Genomic DNA, 20,280 nt, shown 5'->3' on the forward strand with positions numbered 1-20,280 from the left:
GTGGCCCGTCGGCTCGGCATCCGCCGCCCCCGCGTCGCCGGAACGCGCACCCCCGCCGGGCTCATCAAAGCCACCAGCGCCCCCACCACGCTGCCGGGCGGCGCCACCATCCCCGCCGGATCACAAGTCACCGACGCCACCAGCATGCTCGGCGCCCTGAAAGCCCGCACCACGAGCAGCATCAACGGCGCCACACCGTTGCCACGCGACGACCAGTACTGGGCGCTCATGGGGCCCGGCGCGCCCCTCTACCCGGCGCCGCTCAACCAGCCGAACCCAGCGACCGGGCAGGCCGACCCGCGCCGGTGGGAATACCCCGTCTCCTGGAACATCATCCAGGACGCCGGGCGCCTGGTGGACTGGTCCACGCTGCGCAACGCCGCCCGCGAAGTCGACCTGATCTCACAGTGCATCCGGGTACGCCGCACCGAACAGTCCTCCCTGGACTGGGACATCACCCTCACCAGGCGCACGATCGAGGCGAACGGCATCACCTCCAAGCAGGACAAAAACGCCCTGCTCAAGCAATACTCCGCCGAGATCTCCCGCCTGATCGAATTCTGGTCCGAGCCCGACACCACCAACGGCTACACGTGGCCCGAGTGGGTCGAGATGCTCATGCAAGAGTCCATGGTCACCGACGCCGTGTCGATCTTCCCCCGCTTCACCTACGGCGGCGACCTCGTCTCCCTGGAGTTGATCGACGGCAGCACCGTCAAGGTCTTGCTCGACGAACGCGGCAACCGGCCCCATCCGCCGGCCGCCGCCTACCAGCAGTGGCTCTGGGGGTTCCCGAGGGGTGAGTACACCGACGCCGGGGCCGGGCAGGCGGACTGGGAAGGCACCGCGGGCAGCCTGATCTACAAACCCAGGTACACGCGGGTCGAGTCCCCGTACGGGTACAGCCCGGTTGAGCAGGCCCTGGTGTCCGCGAACCTGTGGCTACGCCGCCAGCAGTGGATGGTCGCCGAATACACCGACGGCACCGCCCCCAGGACGTTCCTCAAGAGCAACATCACGGCGTTGACGCCGGAGCAGATCCGCGCTTGGGAAGACAGCTTGAACGACTTCTACGGCGGCTCGACCGGCAACCGGCACCGGCTACGGCTGTTCCCTGACGGGTTCGACCCGGTCCAGGTCGCCGACGCCGCCGAACGCTACAAGCCCGACTACGACGAGTTTCTGGTCAAGTTGATCTGCGCACACATGGACGTGCAGCCCCAAGAGGTCGGGTTCACGCCCCGGAACGGGCTCGGTGGCGCCGGGCACGGCGAAAGCCAAGAGGCGATCACCTACCGCAAGGCGCTCCGCCCCACCGCGCAGTGGCTCGTCGGGATCATGAACCAGATCTCCTACGCCTACCTCGGCATGCCCAGGGACTTGACGTTCCAGTTCCTCGGGCTCGATGACGAGGACCAGGACCTCGCCGACCAGACCACCGACCGGCAGTTCCGGGCCGGGCGGATCACCCTGAACGAGACCCGCGACAAGTCCGGTTTGGCGCGCTACAACTTCCCTGAGGCCGACATGCCCATGGTCGTCGGGCAGCGCGGTGTCGTGTTCCTCGAAGGCGCGTCCACGCTGGTCGAACCAGGCGAAGAAGTCACACCGGTGCAGGCGCCGCCGCTGACCGCACCACCGGAAGGCAACGACGCGTATCCCCCCGGCGAGGAACCGCCCGTCGTGCGGGCACGCGAGCAGAAACAGCAGCCCGCCAAGCAGGAGCCCAGCGACGCCGCCAAGGCCGAACTGGCCGCGTACCGGAACTGGGCGCGCAAGAACCGCTCCCGCCCGTTCGAGTTCACCACCGTCAGCAAGGCGGACGCCGAAGCCGCTGGCGTGGACTTGGCGCGTGTGGTGTTCAAGGCAGGTGATGCGGGCCCAAAACTCCCGTCCGGCCGCACCTGGCCGGGCTGGACCAAGGACCTCGCCGTAGCCCGGCATTGGGCGCCGGAGATATCCCGGGCTTTGACTGGCGCCGTTGACGCCCGACGGCTCGCCGAGCAGTGGCTCAAGCTCCGCAAGGCCGTCGACCCGGCGGCTACCGCAGACGCTCTCCAATGGCTCCAGACGCTCACCCTGCCGATCGGCACCAGCCTCGCGACCGTCATGGCCGGGCTGTACTCCGACGGCTACGTGGTCGGGCAGCAAGCCGCGGACGCGCTGATCCGCGACATGGCTCCGGACTGGGGCTCGTGGAAACCGGGCGACACCGCGGCGGCCCGCGCGATGGTGGGCAACGAGATGAACCTGCGCCGCCTGCTCGACCAGCAGGACATCACCATCAAGTCCATCGCCGACCACCGGCTCGACGAACTCGCGAAAGCGCTGTCCGAGGCGCTGGCCCGCGGTGACTCGGTCGACACCCTCGCCAAGGCACTCGCCGGTGTACTGGATGACCCCGAGTGGGCGTACATGGTCGCCGTCACCGAAACCACGCGCGCCGTGTCGTACGCGACGCTGGAGTCCTATCTGGCCAACGGCATCGAAGCCGCGTACTGGCTCTCGGCCGAGGACCCACGCGTGTGCCAGGAATGCCAGGACAACGAAGACGCCGGCGCCGTGCCGATCAATCAGGCGTTCCCGACCGGCGTCTATCAGCCGCCTCAGCACCCGCAATGTCGGTGTGCCCTTGCCCCTGCTCTTTGATCACCTTGGAGGCGACATCCCGATGGCGATGGCGTACGGCTACGTGCCGATCCAGAAGTTCGAGAAGACCGCGGACGGCACGCTCATGGTGTACGGCCCGGCCACGGATTCCAGTCTCGACCGGGATAAGCAGATCGCCGACCCTGCATGGCTGTCCAAGGCCATGCCGAACTGGTTCACCCAGGGGGGGAATCTCCGCGAACAACACGATGGCAAGCGTGCCGCCGGTGTCGCCTTGACCTACGAGAAGCGCGACGGCGATATCCACTGGATTGAGGGCGAGGTCGTCGACTCCGACACGATCAAGAAGGTCGAAAAGCGCGTCCTGCGCGGCTTCTCCTTCGGGGCCCGTAATGCTCGCGTCGTCAAGGATGACAAGGCGCCCGGCGGCCGGATCGTGGACGGCGAGATCTACGAGGTTTCACTCGTCGACCGGCCCGCGAACCCCAACTGCCTGTTCACCATGGCCAAGGCCGAGGGCACGGGAGACCTCGAACTGGTCGACGAGCCGGAGTTGGTCGAGGTCGACAAGGCCGACGAGCCTGAGCCGACGTTCACCCCGGCCCAGTTCGCGGCGCTGCTGAAGTCGCTCGGCAAGACCCCTGTCGCGGAAGGACCGCAGGCGCTGAAGGAAGCCTCGGCCGCCGCGAAGGCCGAGGGAACCACCCCGGTCGAGGACACCGTCGAGAAGCGGGACTTCTCCGACGACAAGCGGAAAGAGCTGGCAGGCAAGGGACATGCTTTGCCAGATGGTTCCTATCCGATCGAGACCGTCGGTGACCTCAAGAACGCCATCAAGGCATACGGGCGCGCCAGCGACCCGGCTGCCGCGAAGAAGCACATCATCAAGCGGGCCCGCGCGCTCGACGCGACCGACCAGCTTCCCGAGGACTGGGGCGTATCGAAGGCCGACCAGGTCATCGCCGACGTCCGCGCCCTCGTTCCCGGCGCGCTGGCCAAGGCCGACGGGGGCGCGTTCGACCCCGCCGCCGAGGCGTCCGACGTCGACAACGGCAAGTCCGCCATCGCCGCGATCGCGCGGCTCATCATCTCCGAAGCCGAGGGCCTCGCAGCCGGGCGCCTGGAGGAGATCTGGGACATCCAGACCCTCGTCAACGCCGCGTGCGCCCTGCAGTGCTTCGTGTGCAGTGAAACCGATCAGGAGGCCGAACTCGCCATGACCGACGCCGCGAAAGCCGACACCGCCCCGGCCGCAACGGAGACCGGCGAGAAGCCAGCCACCCCCGAAGCTGTCGAGACCACCACGACCGAAGACGCTACGAAGACCGAAACCACGGTCGACGTGATCGAAAAGACCGACGCCCCCGCCGAGGAGGCGCTCACCAAGACCGACCTGTCCAACCTGCTCGAGGAAACCATCGCGAAGGCCGTGCAGCCCTACAAGGACGAGCTTGACGTCGTCAAGGGCCAGCTGGCGAAGGTGCTGGAAACCCCCAGGACGGATGGTCCCGCGCGTCTGCGCACCACCACCCACACCGCCGTCGCCGCCAAGGCCGACCAGTTGCGGGCCGAGATCGCCCACTGCCAGAAGTCGATCCCGATCACCGGGGGCGACCTGCAGAAGGGCTACCGGCAGCGACTCGACGAGGCCGAGGCCGAGCTGGCGAAGCTCGACGGCGCGGCAGCCTGAAGGGAGCAACACCAGCATGACGAAACTGTCCGACCAGGCCACCGACCAGCTGTTCGGTGGCGCCGGGGAAGACCCGGTCACCCTCTCCAAGCGGGTCGACCGCTACCGCGAGGCCATCGCCAAAGAGGCGTGGGGCCAGTTCGACAACATGGGCCGCCCCGTCGCCGGAAACCTGCGCATCACCAACTCCGAGGCCAGCGACACCGGCCAGCTGATCCAGATCAGCAAGGTCGAATCCGCCGACGCGGCCACCGAACGCGTCAAGGCGCTGCTGGCCAACGACGAGATCAACAAGGCGATCGGCGCATCGAACGTCTCCTCAATCGAGGAAGCGCTCAACATCCAGAAGGACATCTCGCTCACCTCGCCGATCGGCTCCGGAACCGGCACCTCGACCGGTCTGACCCTGGTCGACCTGCACGGGCCCGCCGAGGAACTCGTCCCGGTGGACACCCCGCTCCGCAACACCTTCCCGAGGACGCAAGGTGTCGGCACGGCCCTGCAGTACAAGCAAATCACCGGTTTCACCAACGCCCAGACGGGCACCGGTCTGCCGCTGCTGCACCCCGGTATCGCCGACACCACGCAGAACAACTTCGCGGTGTCCGGCAGCTCGAACGCCCTGTACTACAACCGTGGCCCGAAGATCTCCTACACCGGGCAGAACAAGAGCGCGGCCTACTTCCAGTTCGGCCTCTCGGACGAGGTCACCTGGAGTGCGTTCTTCGCCGGCCAGGGCTTCCAGGACGTGCGGGAACTGTCCCAGACCTCGACGATGTACGCGTCGTTCCTCGCCGAGGAGCGCATGACGCTGTACGGCCGCGGCACCTCCGGCAACGGCTACTCCGGCGCCGTTGCGGCTCCGGCCACGGTCACCGCGACCCCGTCCACCACTGGCGGCACGCTCGCGGCCAGCACCACCTACCACGTGTGGGTCGCCGCGGTGTCCGGGTTCGGCACGAGCGTCGCCACCGACTCGGGCGCGATCACCACCACTGGTTCCACCGGCTCGATCACCGTGTACTGGACCCCGGTCCAGGGCGCGACCGGCTACCAGGTGTTTTTCGGTTCCTCGGCGGGCGCGACGAACGCGTTCTTCGTGTCCTCGGTCGGCTGGGCCGGTAACTCGACGACCCCGGCGATCACGCTGGCCGGACCGGTGCCCTCGACCGGTGCGACCGCGCCGACGGCGGACACCTCGACGCAGGCGATCGGCTACGACGGCATCCTGCCGATCTGCCTCTCGTCCTCGGCCGGGTACGTGGGCAACGTCAACGGGAAGTTCAGCACCACCAACCCGGGCACCGAACTCCAGACGGCGTTCGTGTCCATGTTCAACACCAACCTCGCCCGCCCGGCGCAGGTGCTGGCCAACGTCCAGGACCGCAAGCAGCTGAGCGACCTGCTCAAGGGCAGCTCAGCGACCGGGTTCCGGATCACGATCGACGCGGACGGGCAGGCCGGGCACCAGCTCGGCCAGATCGTCACCGGCATCCAGAACGAGGGCGTCGGCAACATGGTCGACCTCGACGTCCACCCGTACATGCCGCAAGGCGTCATGCCGATCCTCACCCACACCCTGCCGTTCCCCAACTCGAACATCACCTCGTGCTGGGAGTACCGGAACGTCCAGGACTACATGGGGATCAGCTGGCCCCAGATGCAGTTCTCGTACGACTTCTCGACGTATTGGTACGGGACTTTTCTCTGCAGGGCCGTGCCCTGGCAGGGCGCGCTGTACAACATCCAGGCCGGCTGACCGGCTCCTGATCGCACGCACAGCCCCGCCCGCTCCTCGTCCTCGGGCGGGGCTGTGTCGTGCCCAAACCCATGGAGGACGACATGGGAGACCGCACGCCGTTCGTGGCCGCGATCGTGCATCGCCAGTCCGCAGCCGGCTGCCAGGCCGCGATCGTCACCCGCGTCAACAGCGACGGCTCGGTGGACCTCAACGGCTTCGGGCCGACGGGTGCCGTGCCGTTCGTTCGGCTCCCGGAAGGCACTGAGCCCGGCCACTGGCACTGGCCCGAGGAGGTCTCATGACGAACCCGCTGCCCACGTACGTGACCGTTCCTGGTTGGGAAGGTTCCGTTGGCCCGTTCAAAGCCCAGTACGGCAAGCCGCACGTCTACGCCCGCGATGTGCATTCCGGTGCGGGGAACTGCGTGTGCGGCCGGGGTCTCGGCGAACGGCTGCATGTCCAGGCCGCTCCGGGCGTCCCCGTGCCGGAAGGGATGCGGCAGGGATGACGAACCGCCTGCTCATGCCGAACGACGCCGTCCGCGAGGCCGACATCCGCCGCCCGGACGGCACCACGCGCCGCTACCGCGGCGGGATCGTCACCCCCGCCGACCGGCACGACGAACAGGCTCTGAGGGAGTTCGGTGCGACCGCGGCCGGGCTCGGCCTGTGGTCCACCCGATCATCCGGGCGCCGCTGCACCGCGTGCGGATTCGCCTCGTTTTTCGCCCGATGTGGCCGCTGCGGCGGCGACTGCCCGAAGGAGACCCCGACATGCCCAGCGTCACCCACGGCGGAGTGAGCGGCTTCCAGGTCGAAACCGAAACCAACCAGGGCCTGCTCACCGTCCAGGCCCGCAGTAACCAGAAGCTCTCGCCCGCCGGCCTGCGCGCGGTCGTGGCCGCACTGAACACCTACTACGGCACCACGCTCACGACCGCGCAGAAAGCCGCCATGCCCGACTTCACCTGCACGGTCACCGCGGCAACTGTCACCTGCTACGCGGCACCTGGCACCGAGGCCACCCTCGCCAGCGCGCTGATCACGGCGATCGGCTCGAACACGATCCGCGGCTGACCGCAGAGGGGAGCCGAGCATGGCCACGCCGTTCCTGACCGGCTCCTACATCACGTGCGAGGAGTACCGGGCCGCACCGACCGCCCTCAACACCAACAACCTCGTCCCCGGCGGGACACAAACCGACCAGGACAACGAACTGGCCGGCATCATCGCCCGCGCGTCCCGGTGGATCGACAACGTGGCCCGGCAACCGCTGTACGCCACGCAGGGCGCCCAGAATGAGCGGGTACGCATCGACGATCAGGGCTACCTGGTCCTCAAGGCTCACCAGGACCGGGTCAAGTCCGTCGACGCGCTCTCGTACGGGGCCACGTTCCAGTCGATGACCGCGATCTCCACGCCGATCCCTGCGAGCCAGTACTTCATCGAAGAGAACCGGATCCTGTTCTCCATGCTGGGCAGCGGCGTCCAGTGGACCGGCAGCCTCGCGTTCATCGCACAACCCCGATCCGGTCAGGCCCTCGTGTCGTGGACCTACACCGCCGGGTGGGCCACGACTCGGCTGGCGAGTGCTGCCGCGCAGGGGGCGAGCAGCATCACCGTCGAGACGGCGTCCGGCATCCAGCCTGGCATGCTCGCCCGCATCGTCGCCGGAGACGCCCAGGTCAATGTCCAGGTCGCCTCGACCTACACGCCCGGCTCGACCACCGTGCCGCTGGTGTCGCCGCTGGCTGCCGCGTGGGCCGCGGGCTCCTGGTTCGGCGAGGTCCCCGACGACGGCAAGGAAGCCTGCATTCTCGCGACCAGCCACTACATCAAGGAACGCAAGGGCGGCGGGTTCACGATCGCGTCCAAGGGCCGCGACGTGCAGGCCGAAAAGCAGGACATCGGCATCGAGTTGATCCAGGCCGAGGAGATCGCACTCCGGTATGAGCGGCGGTCTCCGTGAGTCGCTCCCTGGTCCGCTCGGCGGTGTACGGCTACATCAACACCCCGCAGATCAGCGGCGTCGACTACGTGTTCCCGGGCATCCCGTTCGACCAGGCCGGGGTCGCGTGGGACTCGATCATCCCAGCAGGCCAGACGCACCGCTGCTTCCTCGTGGTGATCGTCAACGAGTCGGCCGACTGGGAGCGCGAGCACGTGTTCGTGTTCGACGGCGCCGGCGGCCGGAGGCTCGTCAGTTACCCGGTGTCGCTGGAGATCTACTTCGAGGACATCAGCGGCGACCCGCTCGCGGCGCTGACCGTGCAGGAACAGACGCTGGACAACATCGCGGCCCGCCTGCGCGCCGACCCGTCCCTCGGGCAGCCGTCGACCAGCGGGATCGTCGCCGCCGCGGTGCCCGAACTCAAGGTCAACCCGGGGATCTTGGAGCGCCAGGGCGAGGGCGACCCGTTCGTGTCCTGGTCAGCGATCGACTTCTCCGTCTCCGTCTACGAATTCTCGACCTGAAAGGGCCTGCCATGGCTGCCTATGAGTTCACCGAGGACTGGAAGGCCTACGCCGCCGCGCACGGCGGGTTCGAGGAGGCGACCGGCAAGTCCCCGGCCGACGCGACCCGCAAGGAGATCGTCGACCACTACAGCGACGGGGCCGGGCAGTGAGCCGCTACCGCTTCACCGACACCCAGCCGCGCATCTACGTCGACCGGGCGCTCGAAGTCCAGCCGGGCGACGTCGTCGACTGGCCGGACGGCGCACCGGACGACGGCCAGTGGGAGCAGGTCGACGACGACGAGGCCACCGCGGCCGAGCAGGCCGAGAGCGACGAGCAGGAACGGCACCTGGCCGAGCAGGACGAGACCACCGATCAGGCGCCCCCGGACGCCCCGCACCTCGAGGAGTGACCGGTGCCCACCGCCACCACATTCAGCTCGTACAAGCAGTTCGTCGGCGTCGCCAAGGAAACCCAGCAGGGCCAGGCGGTCGCGCCGACCGCGACGATCCCGGTCGAGAAGTTCGATCCCGAGGACAAACCGATCTGGCTGGACGACAAGGCCCTCAGGGGCAGCATGGTCGAGTCCTACGGCCGCCAGCAGGGCGTCATCAAGACCGACTTCTCCATGTCCGGGCCGGTGTTCGGTGACACCCTGGGGTGGCTGCTCGGCAACCTGCTGGGCGACGTGGCCTACACCGGCGGCACGAACGCCGGGTCGTCGACCACCACGTCCACGACACTGGTCGCGGGCACGACAACAACGTTCACGGTCGCGTCCGGCACCGGCATCACCACCGGCACTGTGCTGGCGATCGGCACCGGCGGCACGCTCGAACTTGTCACCTGCATCACCGGCACCACCGGCACCACAGTGGTGATCGCGTCCCCGGTGGTGTACGGCCACACCGGAACGACCACCGTGCAGCCGGTCACCGCGCCGTTCGTGTCCGCGTTCTCCACCCTCAACTCCGGTGCCGGGCAACCCACCTCGCACACCTTCACCCACTTCCAAGGGCCCGTCGCCACTGTCGGCGCCCGCACCTACGCGGGTGCGTGCCTGTCCGAGGTGACCCTGAAGTGGAACGCGGAAACCCAGCTACTGATGTTCGACGCGAAGGGCTCAGCCTGGCCCTCCGCACCCGCCGCGACCACCCCGACCTCAGCGCCGTCCACCGTGACGCCGCTCGCGTCGTGGCGCGGGCAACTCGGCATCGGCGGCCCGGCATCCGGCGGGACACTGGTCAAAACCGTCACCGACGGCGAGATCGTGCTCAAACGCGCCCTCGAAGTGGCGTTCACGACCCAGAACGTGCAGACCCCGTACATCATCCAGCGCGGCGCAGTGTCGGCCACGGGCAAGTTGAACTTCATCGCGGCCGACGAAACCCCGTACACCACGATGCTCGCCAACACGCAGCCCCAGTTCCAGTTCGTCATCGGCAACGGAGCGGCCGGCGCGAACCTCGTGCAGGTGCAGGTCGACGTGCAGCAGGCCGCCTACGAGACCGCGAAACCCAACTTCGGCAAGGCCGCCGTCGCCTACGACGCCACGTTTATGGCCGAGGCCAACACCACCAACGCGGGAGTCTCGGGCGGGTACAGCCCGGGGAAGGTCACGCTCACCAACGCGGTCGCCCCCCAGAGCTACGTGTAACCAGCAGACAAGGACGAGAACATGCGCTACAAGCTGCCCTCCGGGGCGAAGGTCACCATCCGGGACCTGGACACGCTCAAGGCCCGCGACACCAAGGCGCTGATGGCGAAGATGGGCAAGGCCGCGAAAGCCGTCCAGGACGCCGCTGACGACCAGGAAGACACCCTCGCCGAGGCCGGGATCGGGGCACTCGACCACCTGATCGCGCTGCTCGTCACCGACTGGGACATCCCCTACCCGACCGAGGACGGACGGCCTTGGCTGCTGCCGAAGCTCGACCCGTCACTGATCGACGAACTGACCGGCCCCGACTACGGGGCGCTCATGGGGATCGTGCAGCCCGCCCAAGAGGCCCTCATGCCGCGGTCGATGGATCCGGGCGAGTACGAGGACCTTGACAGCCCTACCGTGCCCGCGAGCGCATAAGGGCGAAGCTGCGCGGGCTCCCCGTCAAACCGGCCCGGCCCGGCGAACAAGCCCTGTGGGACGAGGCCGCCGACGCCTGGTGGTGGCTCGACCGCTACGGCCTCACCCCCGCCCAGGTGGACGAACTCCCGGCGCACCTCTACACGCGAATCCCTGACGTCGCCTCGATCGCCGACGAGATCCGCAAGGACGAAGCCGAGAAAGCCGCCCGGGGGTGATGTCGTGCCCGAAATCCGCATGGTCGGCGTGTCCGAGTTCATGGACGCGATCAACGCGTCAGTCGCGCGACAGGTCGCCGCGACCCGGGCAGCCGTGGCCAAGGGCGCGCACACCATCGAGGCGAAAGCCAAGGACGAACTCACCACGTCGTCGCACGAGAAGGGCACGCCGACGCCGTCCCGGCCCGGTGAGCCGCCGTCGCTGATCACGGGCACGCTGCGCCGCTCGGTGCGCGTGGAAGGCCCGACCGGCGAGGGCCAGACCTTTACCGCCAAGGTCGGCCCGACCGCGGTGTACGGGCGCATCCAGGAACTCGGCGGCGTGGCCGGGCGGGGGAGTCGCCTCCCTCCGCGCCCGTACATGAAGCCCGCAGTCGAGAAGTCGGCCGAAGAACTGAAAGCCCTGTTCCGCGAAGCCTGGTCGAAGTGGTGAGGGGGCGTCGTGGCCGCTGACTCGCTGCTCCCACCAGTGATTGCGGTCCTGACCGCCAATATCAGCGAGTTCACCGCCAAGATGGGCGAGGCCAAGGGCCAGATGGCCGAGGTCGAAGGCTCCTCGTCGAAGATGGGCGCGCTCGGCAAGACCGCCCTCCTCGGCCTCGCTGCCGGGGCGGTCGCGGTCGGGGTCGAATCCGTGAAGATGGCCTCCAGTTTCCAAAGCACCATGGAGCTGATCGCGACCCAGGCGCACGCCGGGCAGCAAGAAGTCGACAACATGTCCAAGGCCGTGCTCGACCTCGCGCCCACCGTCGGTATCGGGCCGGAGAAGCTCGCCGAAGGCCTCTACCACGTCGAATCCACCGGGCTGCGCGGCCAGGAAGCGATGGACGTGCTCAAGGCGTCCGCCCAGGAAGCCGCGCTCGGCATGGCCGACTTCGACTCGGTCACCTACGCGATGTCCGGTGTCATGTCGATCGCGATGGGCGACGTGAAGAACGCCGCCGACGGGGTCGCCTACCTCAACACCATCGTCGGCACCGGCGACATGCGCATGCAGGACCTCGCCAATGCCATCGGCACCGGTGTCTTGCCCGTCTTCAAAGTCGCCGGGCTCGGCATGCGGGACTTCGGCGCCGCGATCACCGTCATGACCGACAACGCGATGCCCGCCGAGGTCGCCGCGAACCACCTCAAGACCGCGGTGCAGTTGCTGCAGAACCAGTCGAAGCCCGCCGAGGAGGCGCTCAAGTCGATTGGCATCGCGCAGGGCCAGCTGGCGAACGACCTGCGCAAACCCGACGGGTTCCTCGTCGCGATCGAGGACGTGAAGAAGCACCTGGAGGAGTCCGGCAAGACCGCGTCCGAGCAGGGCCAGATCTTGTCCAAGGCCTTCGGCGGCGCCCGGTCGGCCGCGACGATCGAGGAGTTCGTGTCCGAACTGGACAAGCTCAAGGGCAAGTACGGCGAGATGGGCACCGTCGGGGAGCGGGCCGCGCAGCAGCAACGCGACTGGGAGAACACGCAGGCCACGTTCGCCCAGAAGATGAAAGAGGTCGGCGCCCAGTTCCAGGTGTGGGCCATCCAGATCGGGCAGGTGCTGCTGCCGATCCTGTCGAAGCTCGCGTCCTGGTTCATGGGCTCGGTGAGCTGGCTGGGCAGCCACAAGGATGTCTTGATCGCGATCGGATCGGTCGCCATCCCGATCCTGGCCATGGGGCTGTGGTCTCTCGTCGCCGCGACGTGGGCGTGGACGGCTGCACTGCTGGCGAACCCGGTGACGTGGGTTGTGCTGGCGATCGCCGCGATCATCTTCGGGATCATCGAGCTGATCCTGCATTTCAAGCAGGTCAAGGAGTTCCTCGCCCCGTTCGGTGCGTGGGTGAAGGCCGAGGTGATCGACCCGATCATCCGCGCCTGGAACGCGCTGCTGAACTTCCTCCGCCCGGTCGCGGCCTGGATCAACTCCAACGTCGTCCAGCCCGCCATCCGGGCGTGGCAGTCCCTCGTGGACTGGGCACGGAAACTGTGGCCCGACATCGCCAAGATCGTCGACGAAGTGGCCGGGCGGCTCCGTGCGATCTGGAACGCGATCTGGCCAGTGCTCAAGGCCGCGTTCGAGGCGTTCGTCGCCGGGTTCAAAGCCGCGTGGGAACCGCTGAAGGCCTACTGGTCGGACATCTGGGACTTCATCAAGGACACGTTCAAGTTCGCGTGGGACATTGTCGTGGCCGTCTTCAAGGGCGTGTGGCAGATCATCTCTGGCGTCGTGAAGGGCATTATCAGCGAGGTCAAGGGGATCATCGACTTCGTTGTCGGGATCTTCTCCGGAGACTGGTCCCGCGCCTGGAACGGCATCAAAGAAGTCTTCGGCGGCGTCTGGGACTTCATCAAGGGTGTGCTCGGCGGGGCGTGGACCATCATCACCGGCGTGTTCTCCGGTGCCGCGCGTTGGCTGGTCAACGCCGGGTGGGACATCATCCGCGGCCTGTGGGACGGCATCTCGGCGGCCGGGTCATGGCTGTGGGGCATGGTGAAGTCCTGGGCCGGGTCGGTCATGGATGGCATCAAGTCGTTCTTCGGGATCGCCTCTCCGTCGACGATCACGCACGAGATGGGCCAGTTCCTCGTCCAGGGCCTTGCCAACGGCATCCTCGCGAACACACACGTCGCGGTCGGCGCGACAACAGCGCTCGTGCGGAACGTGCTGGGTGCCGCGTCCGGGCTGAACATGTCCGGCACCGTGGATGTGACCGGGCAGGGCTCGGTGTCGCCGCTGACCGCCGGCACGGGTGCGACCACCGGCCAGCAGATCCAGGTCAACATCACGATGAACCCGCGCGACGTCGAACGGTTCATGAGGCAAGGAACCCTCCGCTACAACCTGCGGAACAGTTCGAATGGGCTGTCAGTGGGGGTGGCGTAGATGCCGTCGAACTTCCCCCTGATCTCGGTGATCGCGGACTTCACCGCCGGGCCGCCGAACACACCTGGCCTGTCCTCGGTCAGCTTGAACGGCGCGGCCCCGTCGACGAAGACGATCGTGCGCACGATCCGCACCAGCAGGGGCCGCCAGTACGAGCTGAACAAGGTCGAGGCCGGCACCCTGTCGCTCGACGTGGTCGACGGGTCGGAGTACCTGAACCCGGTCAACACCGGCTCACCGTGGAACTCCGGCTCGAACTCGTTGCTGCCCTACCGGTGTGTCCAGGCGGGTATGTGGTGGAACGCGGCCACAAAATCCGTGGCCGGGAACCAGCTCAACAGCTCGAACACCCCACCCGCGTCGACCGCGGCGTTCGACCCGTCGTTCGAGTCGGGTATCGGATGGGTCGGCTACCTCAACACCTCACCGACCTACTCCTGGTCGACCGCGCAGCACTTCGACGGCACCCACTCGCTGTCCGCCGTGTTCAACGCCAGCACGGACACCATCGGCTGGGGCATGTGGACCGTCCCAGGCCAGACCTACGTCCTGAGCCTGTACGTGTTCGTGCCGTCCGGGCACACCGTGACGGCCTCGTTCGTCAACTTTCCCGGCGCGGTCGGGACGACGATCGCCACGGCGACGAGCTCGACCACCGGCGCGTGGCAGCGGCTGACCATGACCGGTGTCCCGACGGGTGCGGTGTCGGCGGTGACCGTGACGTGCACCGGTGCTCTCCCCGCGACCGTCTACCTCGACGCCTGCCAGCTCGAGGTCGGCTCAACCGCGTCGGCGTTCACCAGCTCCGGCCCGACCTACTTCCCGCTTTACACCGGTTACGTCGAGCGCTACCCGCAGAAATGGGACAACGCGGGCTTCCGGGGACTCCGGCCGTTGGAGGCCGTCGACGCGCTCAGCCCGCTGTCCCGCGCGGTGATCAGCCAGAGCTACGCGTCGACGATCCTCGCGGACGGGCCGGCCATCTACATGCCGCTCAGCGACGACGCCGGGCCCCAGGCGGTGCAGCGGCCCAAGGGCGGACAGCCGTTCCTGGGATACACCCAGCTCGGCAGCCAGTCCGGTGCGGTCAATTTCGGGGGCGACTCCTTCTTGGACGGCTCCAAAGCCGCGTCTGTCGTGCAGCAGAACACGAACCCGGTCACGCTGACGGACAACACCATGATCACGTATGTGGGGACCCGGCAGGGCGGGTTCACGATGTCCCCGCAGTCCTTCACCTTCGAAGCGTGGATCAAGTTCAGCTCCGGCACGCCCTACCTGGGTGCTGCTGTCGCGTCCAACACCGTCGGCCAGGTCACGGGGCCGACCTACTGGGTGGGCTGGTACACCTCCGGGGGCGCCCTGGCCGCCGCCTACTTCGACCCCAACGGGTCCACCGGATTCACGCTCAACACCTCGACAATCGGTGGCCTGTGGTTTCCTGACGGTGTCTGGCACTACGTCGCGATCGCGTTCGAGGGCAGCAACAACTTCCAGTTCATCCGCGACGGCCTGTCCAGCAGCGTCCGCACCTTCAACACCACGCCCTCGCAGACGGTCAACCTCTCGAACCTCTTTGTCGAGGCGACCACCTACTACGGGGATCCGGTGACCGAGGTCGCCGTCGCAAACATGGCGCTCTACTCGACCGCGCTGAGCTCAACGCAACGCCAGGCGCACTACCAGCGCGGCATCGGCTACCTCGGCGAACTCCCAGGAAACCGCGCATCGAGACTGCTCAACGCCTACTGGTCGAGCAACATCACCACCGACGTCGGGAAGACCGCGCTCAGCCCCGACTTTTACTACGACCCGCCCAGCTCGCCGGGGCAACCGTCACAGGCCAAGAGCGTGCTCGCCGCCCTGGAAGACATCGCCGACACCGAGGGCGGCCTGGTCTGGGTCGACGGAGGCGGCCGGGTGCATTTCGACTCGCGCGACACCCGCTACCTCAACCAGAAGACCGCACAGTACGTCTTCGGGGAGAACGCGGCCGGGGGCGAACTGCCATACGTCGAGCTCGAATACGACTACGATCCCAGCTTCGTCTACAGCGATGCACAGCTGACCTGCGATTACAGCAGCAACACGCTCACCGCCGTCAACAACACCAGCCGCACCGCCTACGGGCAGAGGATCATCTCCAAAACCCTGTATGCCCAGAACGACTGGGACGTGCAACAGGCGGCGAACTTCTTCGTCCGGCGCTACGCCAAACCGGCCGGCGCGGCAGGGACCGGTACCGGGCCGCGTATCGCGCGGATGAGTATCGACCCCGGTGGCAACCCGAACATGGTCGCGGCCGCGCTGAAGCTGGACGTCGGCAGCCGGGTCACGGTGAAGCGTCGTACCAGCGCGAGCGTGACGATTTCCGGGGACTACTACATCGAACAGGTCTCGCACAACATCGACGCCGAGAACAGCACCTGGGTCGTGGACTATCAGCTGTCACCGGTTTTTGTCCCGACGGTGTGGATTCTCGGTGACTCCACCTACGGCGTGCTCGGTTCGACGACCGCGTGCGTGTACTGACCCTTTTCCGCTGCATCTTGAGAACTAAGGAGGTGTGGTGGCTACACCCACGCCCGCGATACCCACGTTCACCGATGGGCAGATTGTGCACGCGACGGATTTGAATGCGCTCGCGTCGAATTTGACGAACCTGTACAACTACAATCAGGCATCGTTCACGTCGCAGCGGCCCTGTGTGATCGCGAAACAAACCACGGCGCAAGGCACCACCGCCGGCACTTTCACGACCGCGAACTTCCAGGCCGCCGTGATCAACACGGACAACATGTGGACCGCTAGCGTTCCGAATCAGGTCACCATCCAGCATGCGGGCATTTACTATGTTTTTTCGCAGACCAGGTACCCGACTACCGCCTACAACACTGCGAACGCTGTCGATGCCTATATTCTCGCCAACGGAACCGCTTTTTCGAATTCGATCACCGGTCAGTCGATGATCCCCACCGGAAACAGTATCGGCACCACGATTGTCGCGACGACCATCACCAACCTCGCGGCCGGTTCGACCCTGTACTTGGGTGTCCAGACCAACTTCAACTTCAACCTCGACACCGGCGTCGGCGGCTCGTTCCTCGGCGCGATCTTCCTCACGAGCTCGACGTGATCCCCGCCTGGCTGTGGCCCGGCTGGGACGCCGTGTGGCCCAACCTCCTCGCCTCCCTGATCTGGGCCGTCCCAGGCCTGATCGCGCACCTGCACACGCGCCGCAAGCTCAAGGCGCTGCACCGCGCACACGATGCCCTCCATCAGCAGATCCGAGGTGAACGTGAGTGACATCGCGCAGCTGTGCTTCGGAATCGCGGCCATCATCACCGCCATCGGCGGTGTCCTCACCTCCGTACTCGCCATCACCAAAGGCTCCCCGAAAGAACGCAAGCGCGCCGCCCGCGCAGCGATCGACAAGCTGGCCGGCAGTGACGAACTCGGTGACCTCATCGAGGAATGGCGCAACGAGCGAGGTGACGGCGAATGACGGCACCTGACGGGCGGATGGAGCAGGACGTGGTACGTCCCGCGGCTCATGACGCGCGGGATCGCCGTTCGCACCTGCTCATCTACCTCGGTGGTGGCCTGGTGCTCCTCGGCATCGTGGTCCTGGCTGCGTTGTGGTGGGGGCAGCACCAGCAGATCGCGCAGCTCCGTGCCGACGGCAACGAGACCGCGACACAGGCCCAGCAGCTCGCCCAGCAGGTGCGGTCCATGGGCGGTACGCCGGTGGTCGAACCGGCGTCACCGGGCCCTCAGGGGCCGCAGGGTCTCAAGGGGGATACGGGCGCGACCGGAGCGTCGGGCGCACAGGGGCCCGCTGGCCCGCCCGGACCGCAAGGTCTGACCGGCGCCACGGGCCCGGCCGGGCCGAGTGGTGCACCTGGTGTCAACGGCCAGAACGGCACCGACGGGGCGACCGGGGCTACGGGCCCGCAAGGACCCCAAGGCGCGACCGGCCCGCAAGGACCAGCCGGTCCACAGGGCCCGCCCGGACCTCAAGGGCAGGCAGGTCAGCCGCCGTCGGGCTGGACCACGAGCTACCCAGACGGCAGCACCGAAACCTGCCAGCGCGCGGCGAACTTCGACCCCAGCTCGCCGCAATACACGTGCACCGTCAACAACCCCAGCTCACCCAGCCAAACGACCAGCCCGGCGGTGCTGCCCAAGGTCACCCGACGACGAGGAGGTGCCTGATGACCCTGTTCGTGGTGGACGTCAACAGTTACGTCGCCTACCTGCCCCCAGCCCAGGCGCAACGCGAGGGCTACGCGGGCATGATCGCGAAAGCCACCGAGGGAAGCGGCTACGTGGACCCCACGTTCGCGCGCTACCTGGCTGACTGCCGGGCGGTCGGTATGCCGCTGATCGCCTACCACTTCCTGCACCATGATGTGCCGATCGCCGACCAGGTGGCGCTCATCCGCCGCGTCGTACCCACTTCGGTCGCGTTGGGGGTCGACATCGAGGCCGAACCCTCGCTGGGCAACTACCCGACAGTCGACGACGCCAGGGCGCTGGTCATTGCCCTGACTGGCATCGGCTACCGGGTGGCGCTCACCTACCTACCGCCCTGGTACTGGCAGCAGCTCGGCACGCCGTCGCTGGCCAGCATGCCCCCGGAGTGGTCTTCCCGCTATGTCAGCGGTTCCGGCTACGCCTCGAACCTCTACAACGCGGCACCGCCGTCGTGGTGGAACCAGGTCGGCGGCGACCCGGTGGCGTTGCTGCAGTTCACCGACCAGGCCGTCATCAACGGCCACACCTACGACGCGTCCGCGTTCGGCGGGTCGCTCGCCGACCTCAACGCGCTGTTCGACCCGGCGCCGTCCGTTCCCAACCTTCAGGAGGCAGATGCCATGTCCGTCATTCCCGCGCCGCTCGACTACCGCGCCGACTTCGACAACGTCGCGCTGCCGTTCGAGACCGGTTCGAGCAGCAGCGTCGTCAAGCAGGGCTGGCTGTCGCTGCTGGCCACCTTCGGCGACAGCGACTACGAGGTGATCTGCCTCAAGGGCGGCCAGGTGGTGCCGTTCGCGAGCCAGTCCGCGCCGACCGTGGGCGTGCTCAAGGAGAACACGCGCGTGTTCTTCGAGTTCCCGGACGGCGCCGAAGGGCTCGCGATCCGCTACCGCAACCAGACCGCCGGAGCCCGCCTCGGCTACGCCTTCCCCCAGATCCCGAAGTGAGAGGAATCCCCATGTCGTTCGATTGGAAGAAGGAAGTCAAGACCTTGGAGGTCGAGCTGGCCGACCGGGTCGAGACCAAGGTGAAGGCCGCGTCCACCACGGCGGCGATCACCGGTCTGGGCTTGTCGCTGCTGGGCGCCTACGTGTTCAAGGGCGGCGTGCCGGAGTGGGTTCAGGCCGGGATCGACACGGTCGTGACCGGTGGCCTGACCTGGGTCGCGGGCTGGCTGGCCCGGCACACGCCCCGCGTCACCGACGTGCCACCGCCTCCGGTGGTTCCGCCCACCCCCTGACCGGCCGCCGCCTGGTCCTCGGCGGCCTGCCCCCGCGTTCCCCGCCTGGGTTGAACGCGGGGGCTTCTTTTCGTTGCGCAGCACACGGCCCCCGCCCCGATCCCGGGTGCGGGGGCCGCTTCGTCGTGTCAGGCAGTTACAGCCGTTGCGCGTAGGACTCGGCGGACTGGATCGCGCCCTGGATCACGTTCTGCTGGCTGTCGATGCCCTGCGCGGCTTCCTGCAACATGCCGTGCGCCTGCGTCACCTCCGGCTGACTCGACCCCGACGTCACCTGCGCGAGGATCTGCAGGGCCTCCTCGATCGCCTGTCTGGCCTGCTGCAGCGCGGCGAGACCGCTGTTCGCGCGCTCCTTCGCGGTCATGATGCCGGCGCGGATGTCTTCGACTCCGGACATGGTTCTTCTCCGTTCGTGGTGTTGTTCAACGGTTCTGCGCTTCGATGGCTTGGCAGGCGGGGCAGCGCGGGCCGGGCAGTTTCGTGAGCCGCCACGTGTCTGTCTCGTACTGGCCCGGTTCCTCGGTGGCGCCGCACAGGGCGGTGATCCGCCCCGTCCACCAGGACCGGGACTTGGTGAAGTGGACGAACGGCTGGGGCTTGGCCATCAGCCGTGCGGGGGCGGTACGTCACGCTCGTCCCTGGTGGCGCCGCAGCGGCACTCCCAGCGGACGGTGGTCGGGGTGATCTGCGAGCCGCCCTCAGCGCGGTGCTTGTGGTTCGGCTCCTCGGCGAAGCAATTGACCACGCCCTTCGGGAGCTTGGGCTTGACCCATCCGGACTCGGACATCACTTCACCCGCTCAATGTGCGGCAGGGCGAGTTCCAGCTCGTCCTGCACGGCGAGCCCATCCCACACGATCTCGGCCTCGGCGCACTCGCCCGAGGCTCGCTCCTCGTCGGTCAGATCGAGGTGCCGGACCGTGCCGATCGAGCCGTCGCGCCGGTCCCGGACACGGTCGCCATCGGCATAGCCGTGGATGCGGTTTCCCATGATCTTCTCCTCTCATGATCACTATTTGTGAGTTACTTTTCGAGTTAGATCTTCCGGAGCGAGTTAGGTTTCTAACTCGCCCCACCGGAGGCCTTAACTAGAGCCTCGACCTGCGGAAAGTTAAGGAGT

26 protein-coding genes are annotated in these 20,280 nt (G+C 67.4%); 22 read left to right on the forward strand and 4 right to left on the reverse strand.

Features of this window, described 5'->3' with window-relative positions:
• The 22 genes from ACFSXZ_RS35555 to ACFSXZ_RS35660 all read left to right on the forward strand — a co-directional run bounded on the left by ACFSXZ_RS35555 (position 1) and on the right by ACFSXZ_RS35660 (position 19,161).
• Positions 1 to 2,649 carry a phage portal protein gene (locus ACFSXZ_RS35555; protein ID WP_378270370.1) on the forward strand — a complete coding sequence of 883 codons (2,649 nt, stop codon included), beginning with the start codon at positions 1 to 3 and terminating at the stop codon, positions 2,647 to 2,649.
• A gap of 22 nt (positions 2,650 to 2,671) precedes the next feature.
• Positions 2,672 to 4,300: a hypothetical protein gene (locus ACFSXZ_RS35560; RefSeq protein ID WP_378270371.1), complete on the forward strand. Its 1,629-nt coding sequence runs from the start codon at positions 2,672 to 2,674 to the stop codon at positions 4,298 to 4,300.
• A gap of 16 nt (positions 4,301 to 4,316) precedes the next feature.
• Complete coding sequence (locus ACFSXZ_RS35565; RefSeq protein WP_378270373.1) at positions 4,317 to 6,059, forward strand: hypothetical protein; 1,743 nt, start codon at positions 4,317 to 4,319, stop codon at positions 6,057 to 6,059.
• An 83-nt stretch (positions 6,060 to 6,142) separates the two neighbouring features.
• The gene (locus ACFSXZ_RS35570; RefSeq protein ID WP_378270374.1) at positions 6,143 to 6,343 is read left to right on the forward strand and encodes a hypothetical protein; all 201 of its coding nucleotides are present in this window, start codon (positions 6,143 to 6,145) and stop codon (positions 6,341 to 6,343) included.
• Positions 6,340 to 6,549: a hypothetical protein gene (locus tag ACFSXZ_RS35575; RefSeq protein WP_378270376.1), complete on the forward strand. Its 210-nt coding sequence runs from the start codon at positions 6,340 to 6,342 to the stop codon at positions 6,547 to 6,549. Before ACFSXZ_RS35570 ends, ACFSXZ_RS35575 begins: the two co-directional genes overlap by 4 nt.
• A complete protein-coding gene (locus tag ACFSXZ_RS35580; protein ID WP_378270378.1) occupies positions 6,546 to 6,842 on the forward strand; it encodes a hypothetical protein in 297 nt (98 codons plus the stop codon). The genes ACFSXZ_RS35575 and ACFSXZ_RS35580 overlap by 4 nt, the downstream gene beginning before the upstream one ends.
• A complete protein-coding gene (locus ACFSXZ_RS35585) occupies positions 6,815 to 7,117 on the forward strand; it encodes a hypothetical protein (RefSeq protein WP_378270379.1) in 303 nt (100 codons plus the stop codon). Before ACFSXZ_RS35580 ends, ACFSXZ_RS35585 begins: the two co-directional genes overlap by 28 nt.
• Positions 7,118 to 7,136: 19 nt before the next feature.
• A complete protein-coding gene (locus ACFSXZ_RS35590) occupies positions 7,137 to 8,009 on the forward strand; it encodes a hypothetical protein (RefSeq protein ID WP_378270380.1) in 873 nt (290 codons plus the stop codon).
• Entirely contained in the window at positions 8,006 to 8,515 is a 510-nt protein-coding gene (locus ACFSXZ_RS35595) for a hypothetical protein (RefSeq protein ID WP_378270382.1), read from the forward strand. The genes ACFSXZ_RS35590 and ACFSXZ_RS35595 overlap by 4 nt, the downstream gene beginning before the upstream one ends.
• An 11-nt stretch (positions 8,516 to 8,526) precedes the next feature.
• Entirely contained in the window at positions 8,527 to 8,667 is a 141-nt protein-coding gene (locus tag ACFSXZ_RS35600; protein ID WP_378270383.1) for a hypothetical protein, read from the forward strand.
• The gene (locus ACFSXZ_RS35605; RefSeq protein ID WP_378270385.1) at positions 8,664 to 8,909 is read left to right on the forward strand and encodes a hypothetical protein; all 246 of its coding nucleotides are present in this window, start codon (positions 8,664 to 8,666) and stop codon (positions 8,907 to 8,909) included. The genes ACFSXZ_RS35600 and ACFSXZ_RS35605 overlap by 4 nt, the downstream gene beginning before the upstream one ends.
• 3 nt (positions 8,910 to 8,912) lie before the next feature.
• Positions 8,913 to 10,154: a phage tail tube protein gene (locus tag ACFSXZ_RS35610; RefSeq protein WP_378270386.1), complete on the forward strand. Its 1,242-nt coding sequence runs from the start codon at positions 8,913 to 8,915 to the stop codon at positions 10,152 to 10,154.
• A gap of 21 nt (positions 10,155 to 10,175) precedes the next feature.
• A complete protein-coding gene (locus tag ACFSXZ_RS35615) occupies positions 10,176 to 10,580 on the forward strand; it encodes a hypothetical protein (protein ID WP_378270387.1) in 405 nt (134 codons plus the stop codon).
• Positions 10,581 to 10,802: 222 nt separating this feature from the next.
• The gene (locus ACFSXZ_RS35620; protein WP_378270388.1) at positions 10,803 to 11,231 is read left to right on the forward strand and encodes a hypothetical protein; all 429 of its coding nucleotides are present in this window, start codon (positions 10,803 to 10,805) and stop codon (positions 11,229 to 11,231) included.
• Between the two features lie 9 nt (positions 11,232 to 11,240).
• A complete protein-coding gene (locus ACFSXZ_RS35625) occupies positions 11,241 to 13,661 on the forward strand; it encodes a phage tail tape measure protein (RefSeq protein WP_378270390.1) in 2,421 nt (806 codons plus the stop codon).
• Positions 13,662 to 16,193 carry a hypothetical protein gene (locus tag ACFSXZ_RS35630; RefSeq protein WP_378270392.1) on the forward strand — a complete coding sequence of 844 codons (2,532 nt, stop codon included), beginning with the start codon at positions 13,662 to 13,664 and terminating at the stop codon, positions 16,191 to 16,193. It abuts the gene before it with no gap.
• 37 nt (positions 16,194 to 16,230) lie between these two features.
• On the forward strand, positions 16,231 to 16,797 hold the full coding sequence (locus ACFSXZ_RS35635) for a hypothetical protein (protein WP_378270393.1): 567 nt from the start codon (positions 16,231 to 16,233) through the stop codon (positions 16,795 to 16,797).
• The gene (locus ACFSXZ_RS35640) at positions 16,794 to 16,967 is read left to right on the forward strand and encodes a hypothetical protein (protein WP_378270394.1); all 174 of its coding nucleotides are present in this window, start codon (positions 16,794 to 16,796) and stop codon (positions 16,965 to 16,967) included. The genes ACFSXZ_RS35635 and ACFSXZ_RS35640 overlap by 4 nt, the downstream gene beginning before the upstream one ends.
• Positions 16,960 to 17,166: a hypothetical protein gene (locus ACFSXZ_RS35645; protein WP_378270395.1), complete on the forward strand. Its 207-nt coding sequence runs from the start codon at positions 16,960 to 16,962 to the stop codon at positions 17,164 to 17,166. Before ACFSXZ_RS35640 ends, ACFSXZ_RS35645 begins: the two co-directional genes overlap by 8 nt.
• Positions 17,163 to 17,876, forward strand: a complete 714-nt coding sequence (locus ACFSXZ_RS35650) for a hypothetical protein (protein ID WP_378270397.1) — start codon at positions 17,163 to 17,165, stop codon at positions 17,874 to 17,876. Before ACFSXZ_RS35645 ends, ACFSXZ_RS35650 begins: the two co-directional genes overlap by 4 nt.
• A complete protein-coding gene (locus ACFSXZ_RS35655) occupies positions 17,876 to 18,868 on the forward strand; it encodes a GH25 family lysozyme (RefSeq protein WP_378270399.1) in 993 nt (330 codons plus the stop codon). Before ACFSXZ_RS35650 ends, ACFSXZ_RS35655 begins: the two co-directional genes overlap by 1 nt.
• Before the next feature lie 11 nt (positions 18,869 to 18,879).
• The gene (locus tag ACFSXZ_RS35660; protein ID WP_378270400.1) at positions 18,880 to 19,161 is read left to right on the forward strand and encodes a hypothetical protein; all 282 of its coding nucleotides are present in this window, start codon (positions 18,880 to 18,882) and stop codon (positions 19,159 to 19,161) included.
• 136 nt (positions 19,162 to 19,297) lie between these two features.
• Here the strand turns inward: ACFSXZ_RS35660 and ACFSXZ_RS35665 are convergent, their stop codons facing one another.
• Genes ACFSXZ_RS35665 through ACFSXZ_RS35680 form a run of 4 tightly spaced genes read right to left on the reverse strand, consistent with a single transcriptional unit; the run spans position 19,298 to position 20,151 of the window.
• Positions 19,298 to 19,558 carry a hypothetical protein gene (locus ACFSXZ_RS35665; RefSeq protein ID WP_378270402.1) on the reverse strand — a complete coding sequence of 87 codons (261 nt, stop codon included), beginning with the start codon at positions 19,556 to 19,558 and terminating at the stop codon, positions 19,298 to 19,300.
• Between the two features lie 25 nt (positions 19,559 to 19,583).
• A complete protein-coding gene (locus tag ACFSXZ_RS35670; RefSeq protein WP_378270403.1) occupies positions 19,584 to 19,766 on the reverse strand; it encodes a hypothetical protein in 183 nt (60 codons plus the stop codon).
• Positions 19,766 to 19,948 carry a hypothetical protein gene (locus tag ACFSXZ_RS35675; protein ID WP_378270404.1) on the reverse strand — a complete coding sequence of 61 codons (183 nt, stop codon included), beginning with the start codon at positions 19,946 to 19,948 and terminating at the stop codon, positions 19,766 to 19,768. Before ACFSXZ_RS35675 ends, ACFSXZ_RS35670 begins: the two co-directional genes overlap by 1 nt.
• Positions 19,948 to 20,151 carry a hypothetical protein gene (locus ACFSXZ_RS35680; protein WP_378270406.1) on the reverse strand — a complete coding sequence of 68 codons (204 nt, stop codon included), beginning with the start codon at positions 20,149 to 20,151 and terminating at the stop codon, positions 19,948 to 19,950. Before ACFSXZ_RS35680 ends, ACFSXZ_RS35675 begins: the two co-directional genes overlap by 1 nt.
• Positions 20,152 to 20,280 lie beyond the last annotated feature (129 nt).

The organism is Amycolatopsis pigmentata, assembly GCF_042684065.1.
Classification (GTDB): domain Bacteria; phylum Actinomycetota; class Actinomycetes; order Mycobacteriales; family Pseudonocardiaceae; genus Amycolatopsis_E; species Amycolatopsis_E pigmentata.

Bases quoted from the DNA above. Each gene is read 5' to 3' on its own strand.
- ACFSXZ_RS35590 (WP_378270380.1), top strand. From the start codon at position 7,137: ATGGCCACGCCGTTCCTGACCGGCTCCTACATCACGTGCGAGGAGTAC.
- ACFSXZ_RS35655 (WP_378270399.1), top strand. From the start codon at position 17,876: ATGACCCTGTTCGTGGTGGACGTCAACAGTTACGTCGCCTACCTGCCC.
- ACFSXZ_RS35570 (WP_378270374.1), top strand. From the start codon at position 6,143: ATGGGAGACCGCACGCCGTTCGTGGCCGCGATCGTGCATCGCCAGTCC.
- ACFSXZ_RS35615 (WP_378270387.1), top strand. From the start codon at position 10,176: ATGCGCTACAAGCTGCCCTCCGGGGCGAAGGTCACCATCCGGGACCTG.
- ACFSXZ_RS35575 (WP_378270376.1), top strand. From the start codon at position 6,340: ATGACGAACCCGCTGCCCACGTACGTGACCGTTCCTGGTTGGGAAGGT.
- ACFSXZ_RS35565 (WP_378270373.1), top strand. From the start codon at position 4,317: ATGACGAAACTGTCCGACCAGGCCACCGACCAGCTGTTCGGTGGCGCC.
- ACFSXZ_RS35665 (WP_378270402.1), bottom strand. From the start codon at position 19,558: ATGTCCGGAGTCGAAGACATCCGCGCCGGCATCATGACCGCGAAGGAG.
- ACFSXZ_RS35585 (WP_378270379.1), top strand. From the start codon at position 6,815: ATGCCCAGCGTCACCCACGGCGGAGTGAGCGGCTTCCAGGTCGAAACC.
- ACFSXZ_RS35675 (WP_378270404.1), bottom strand. From the start codon at position 19,948: ATGTCCGAGTCCGGATGGGTCAAGCCCAAGCTCCCGAAGGGCGTGGTC.
- ACFSXZ_RS35630 (WP_378270392.1), top strand. From the start codon at position 13,662: ATGCCGTCGAACTTCCCCCTGATCTCGGTGATCGCGGACTTCACCGCC.
- ACFSXZ_RS35680 (WP_378270406.1), bottom strand. From the start codon at position 20,151: ATGGGAAACCGCATCCACGGCTATGCCGATGGCGACCGTGTCCGGGAC.
- ACFSXZ_RS35580 (WP_378270378.1), top strand. From the start codon at position 6,546: ATGACGAACCGCCTGCTCATGCCGAACGACGCCGTCCGCGAGGCCGAC.
- ACFSXZ_RS35560 (WP_378270371.1), top strand. From the start codon at position 2,672: ATGGCGATGGCGTACGGCTACGTGCCGATCCAGAAGTTCGAGAAGACC.
- ACFSXZ_RS35660 (WP_378270400.1), top strand. From the start codon at position 18,880: ATGTCGTTCGATTGGAAGAAGGAAGTCAAGACCTTGGAGGTCGAGCTG.
- ACFSXZ_RS35670 (WP_378270403.1), bottom strand. From the start codon at position 19,766: ATGGCCAAGCCCCAGCCGTTCGTCCACTTCACCAAGTCCCGGTCCTGG.
- ACFSXZ_RS35650 (WP_378270397.1), top strand. From the start codon at position 17,163: ATGACGGCACCTGACGGGCGGATGGAGCAGGACGTGGTACGTCCCGCG.
- ACFSXZ_RS35600 (WP_378270383.1), top strand. From the start codon at position 8,527: ATGGCTGCCTATGAGTTCACCGAGGACTGGAAGGCCTACGCCGCCGCG.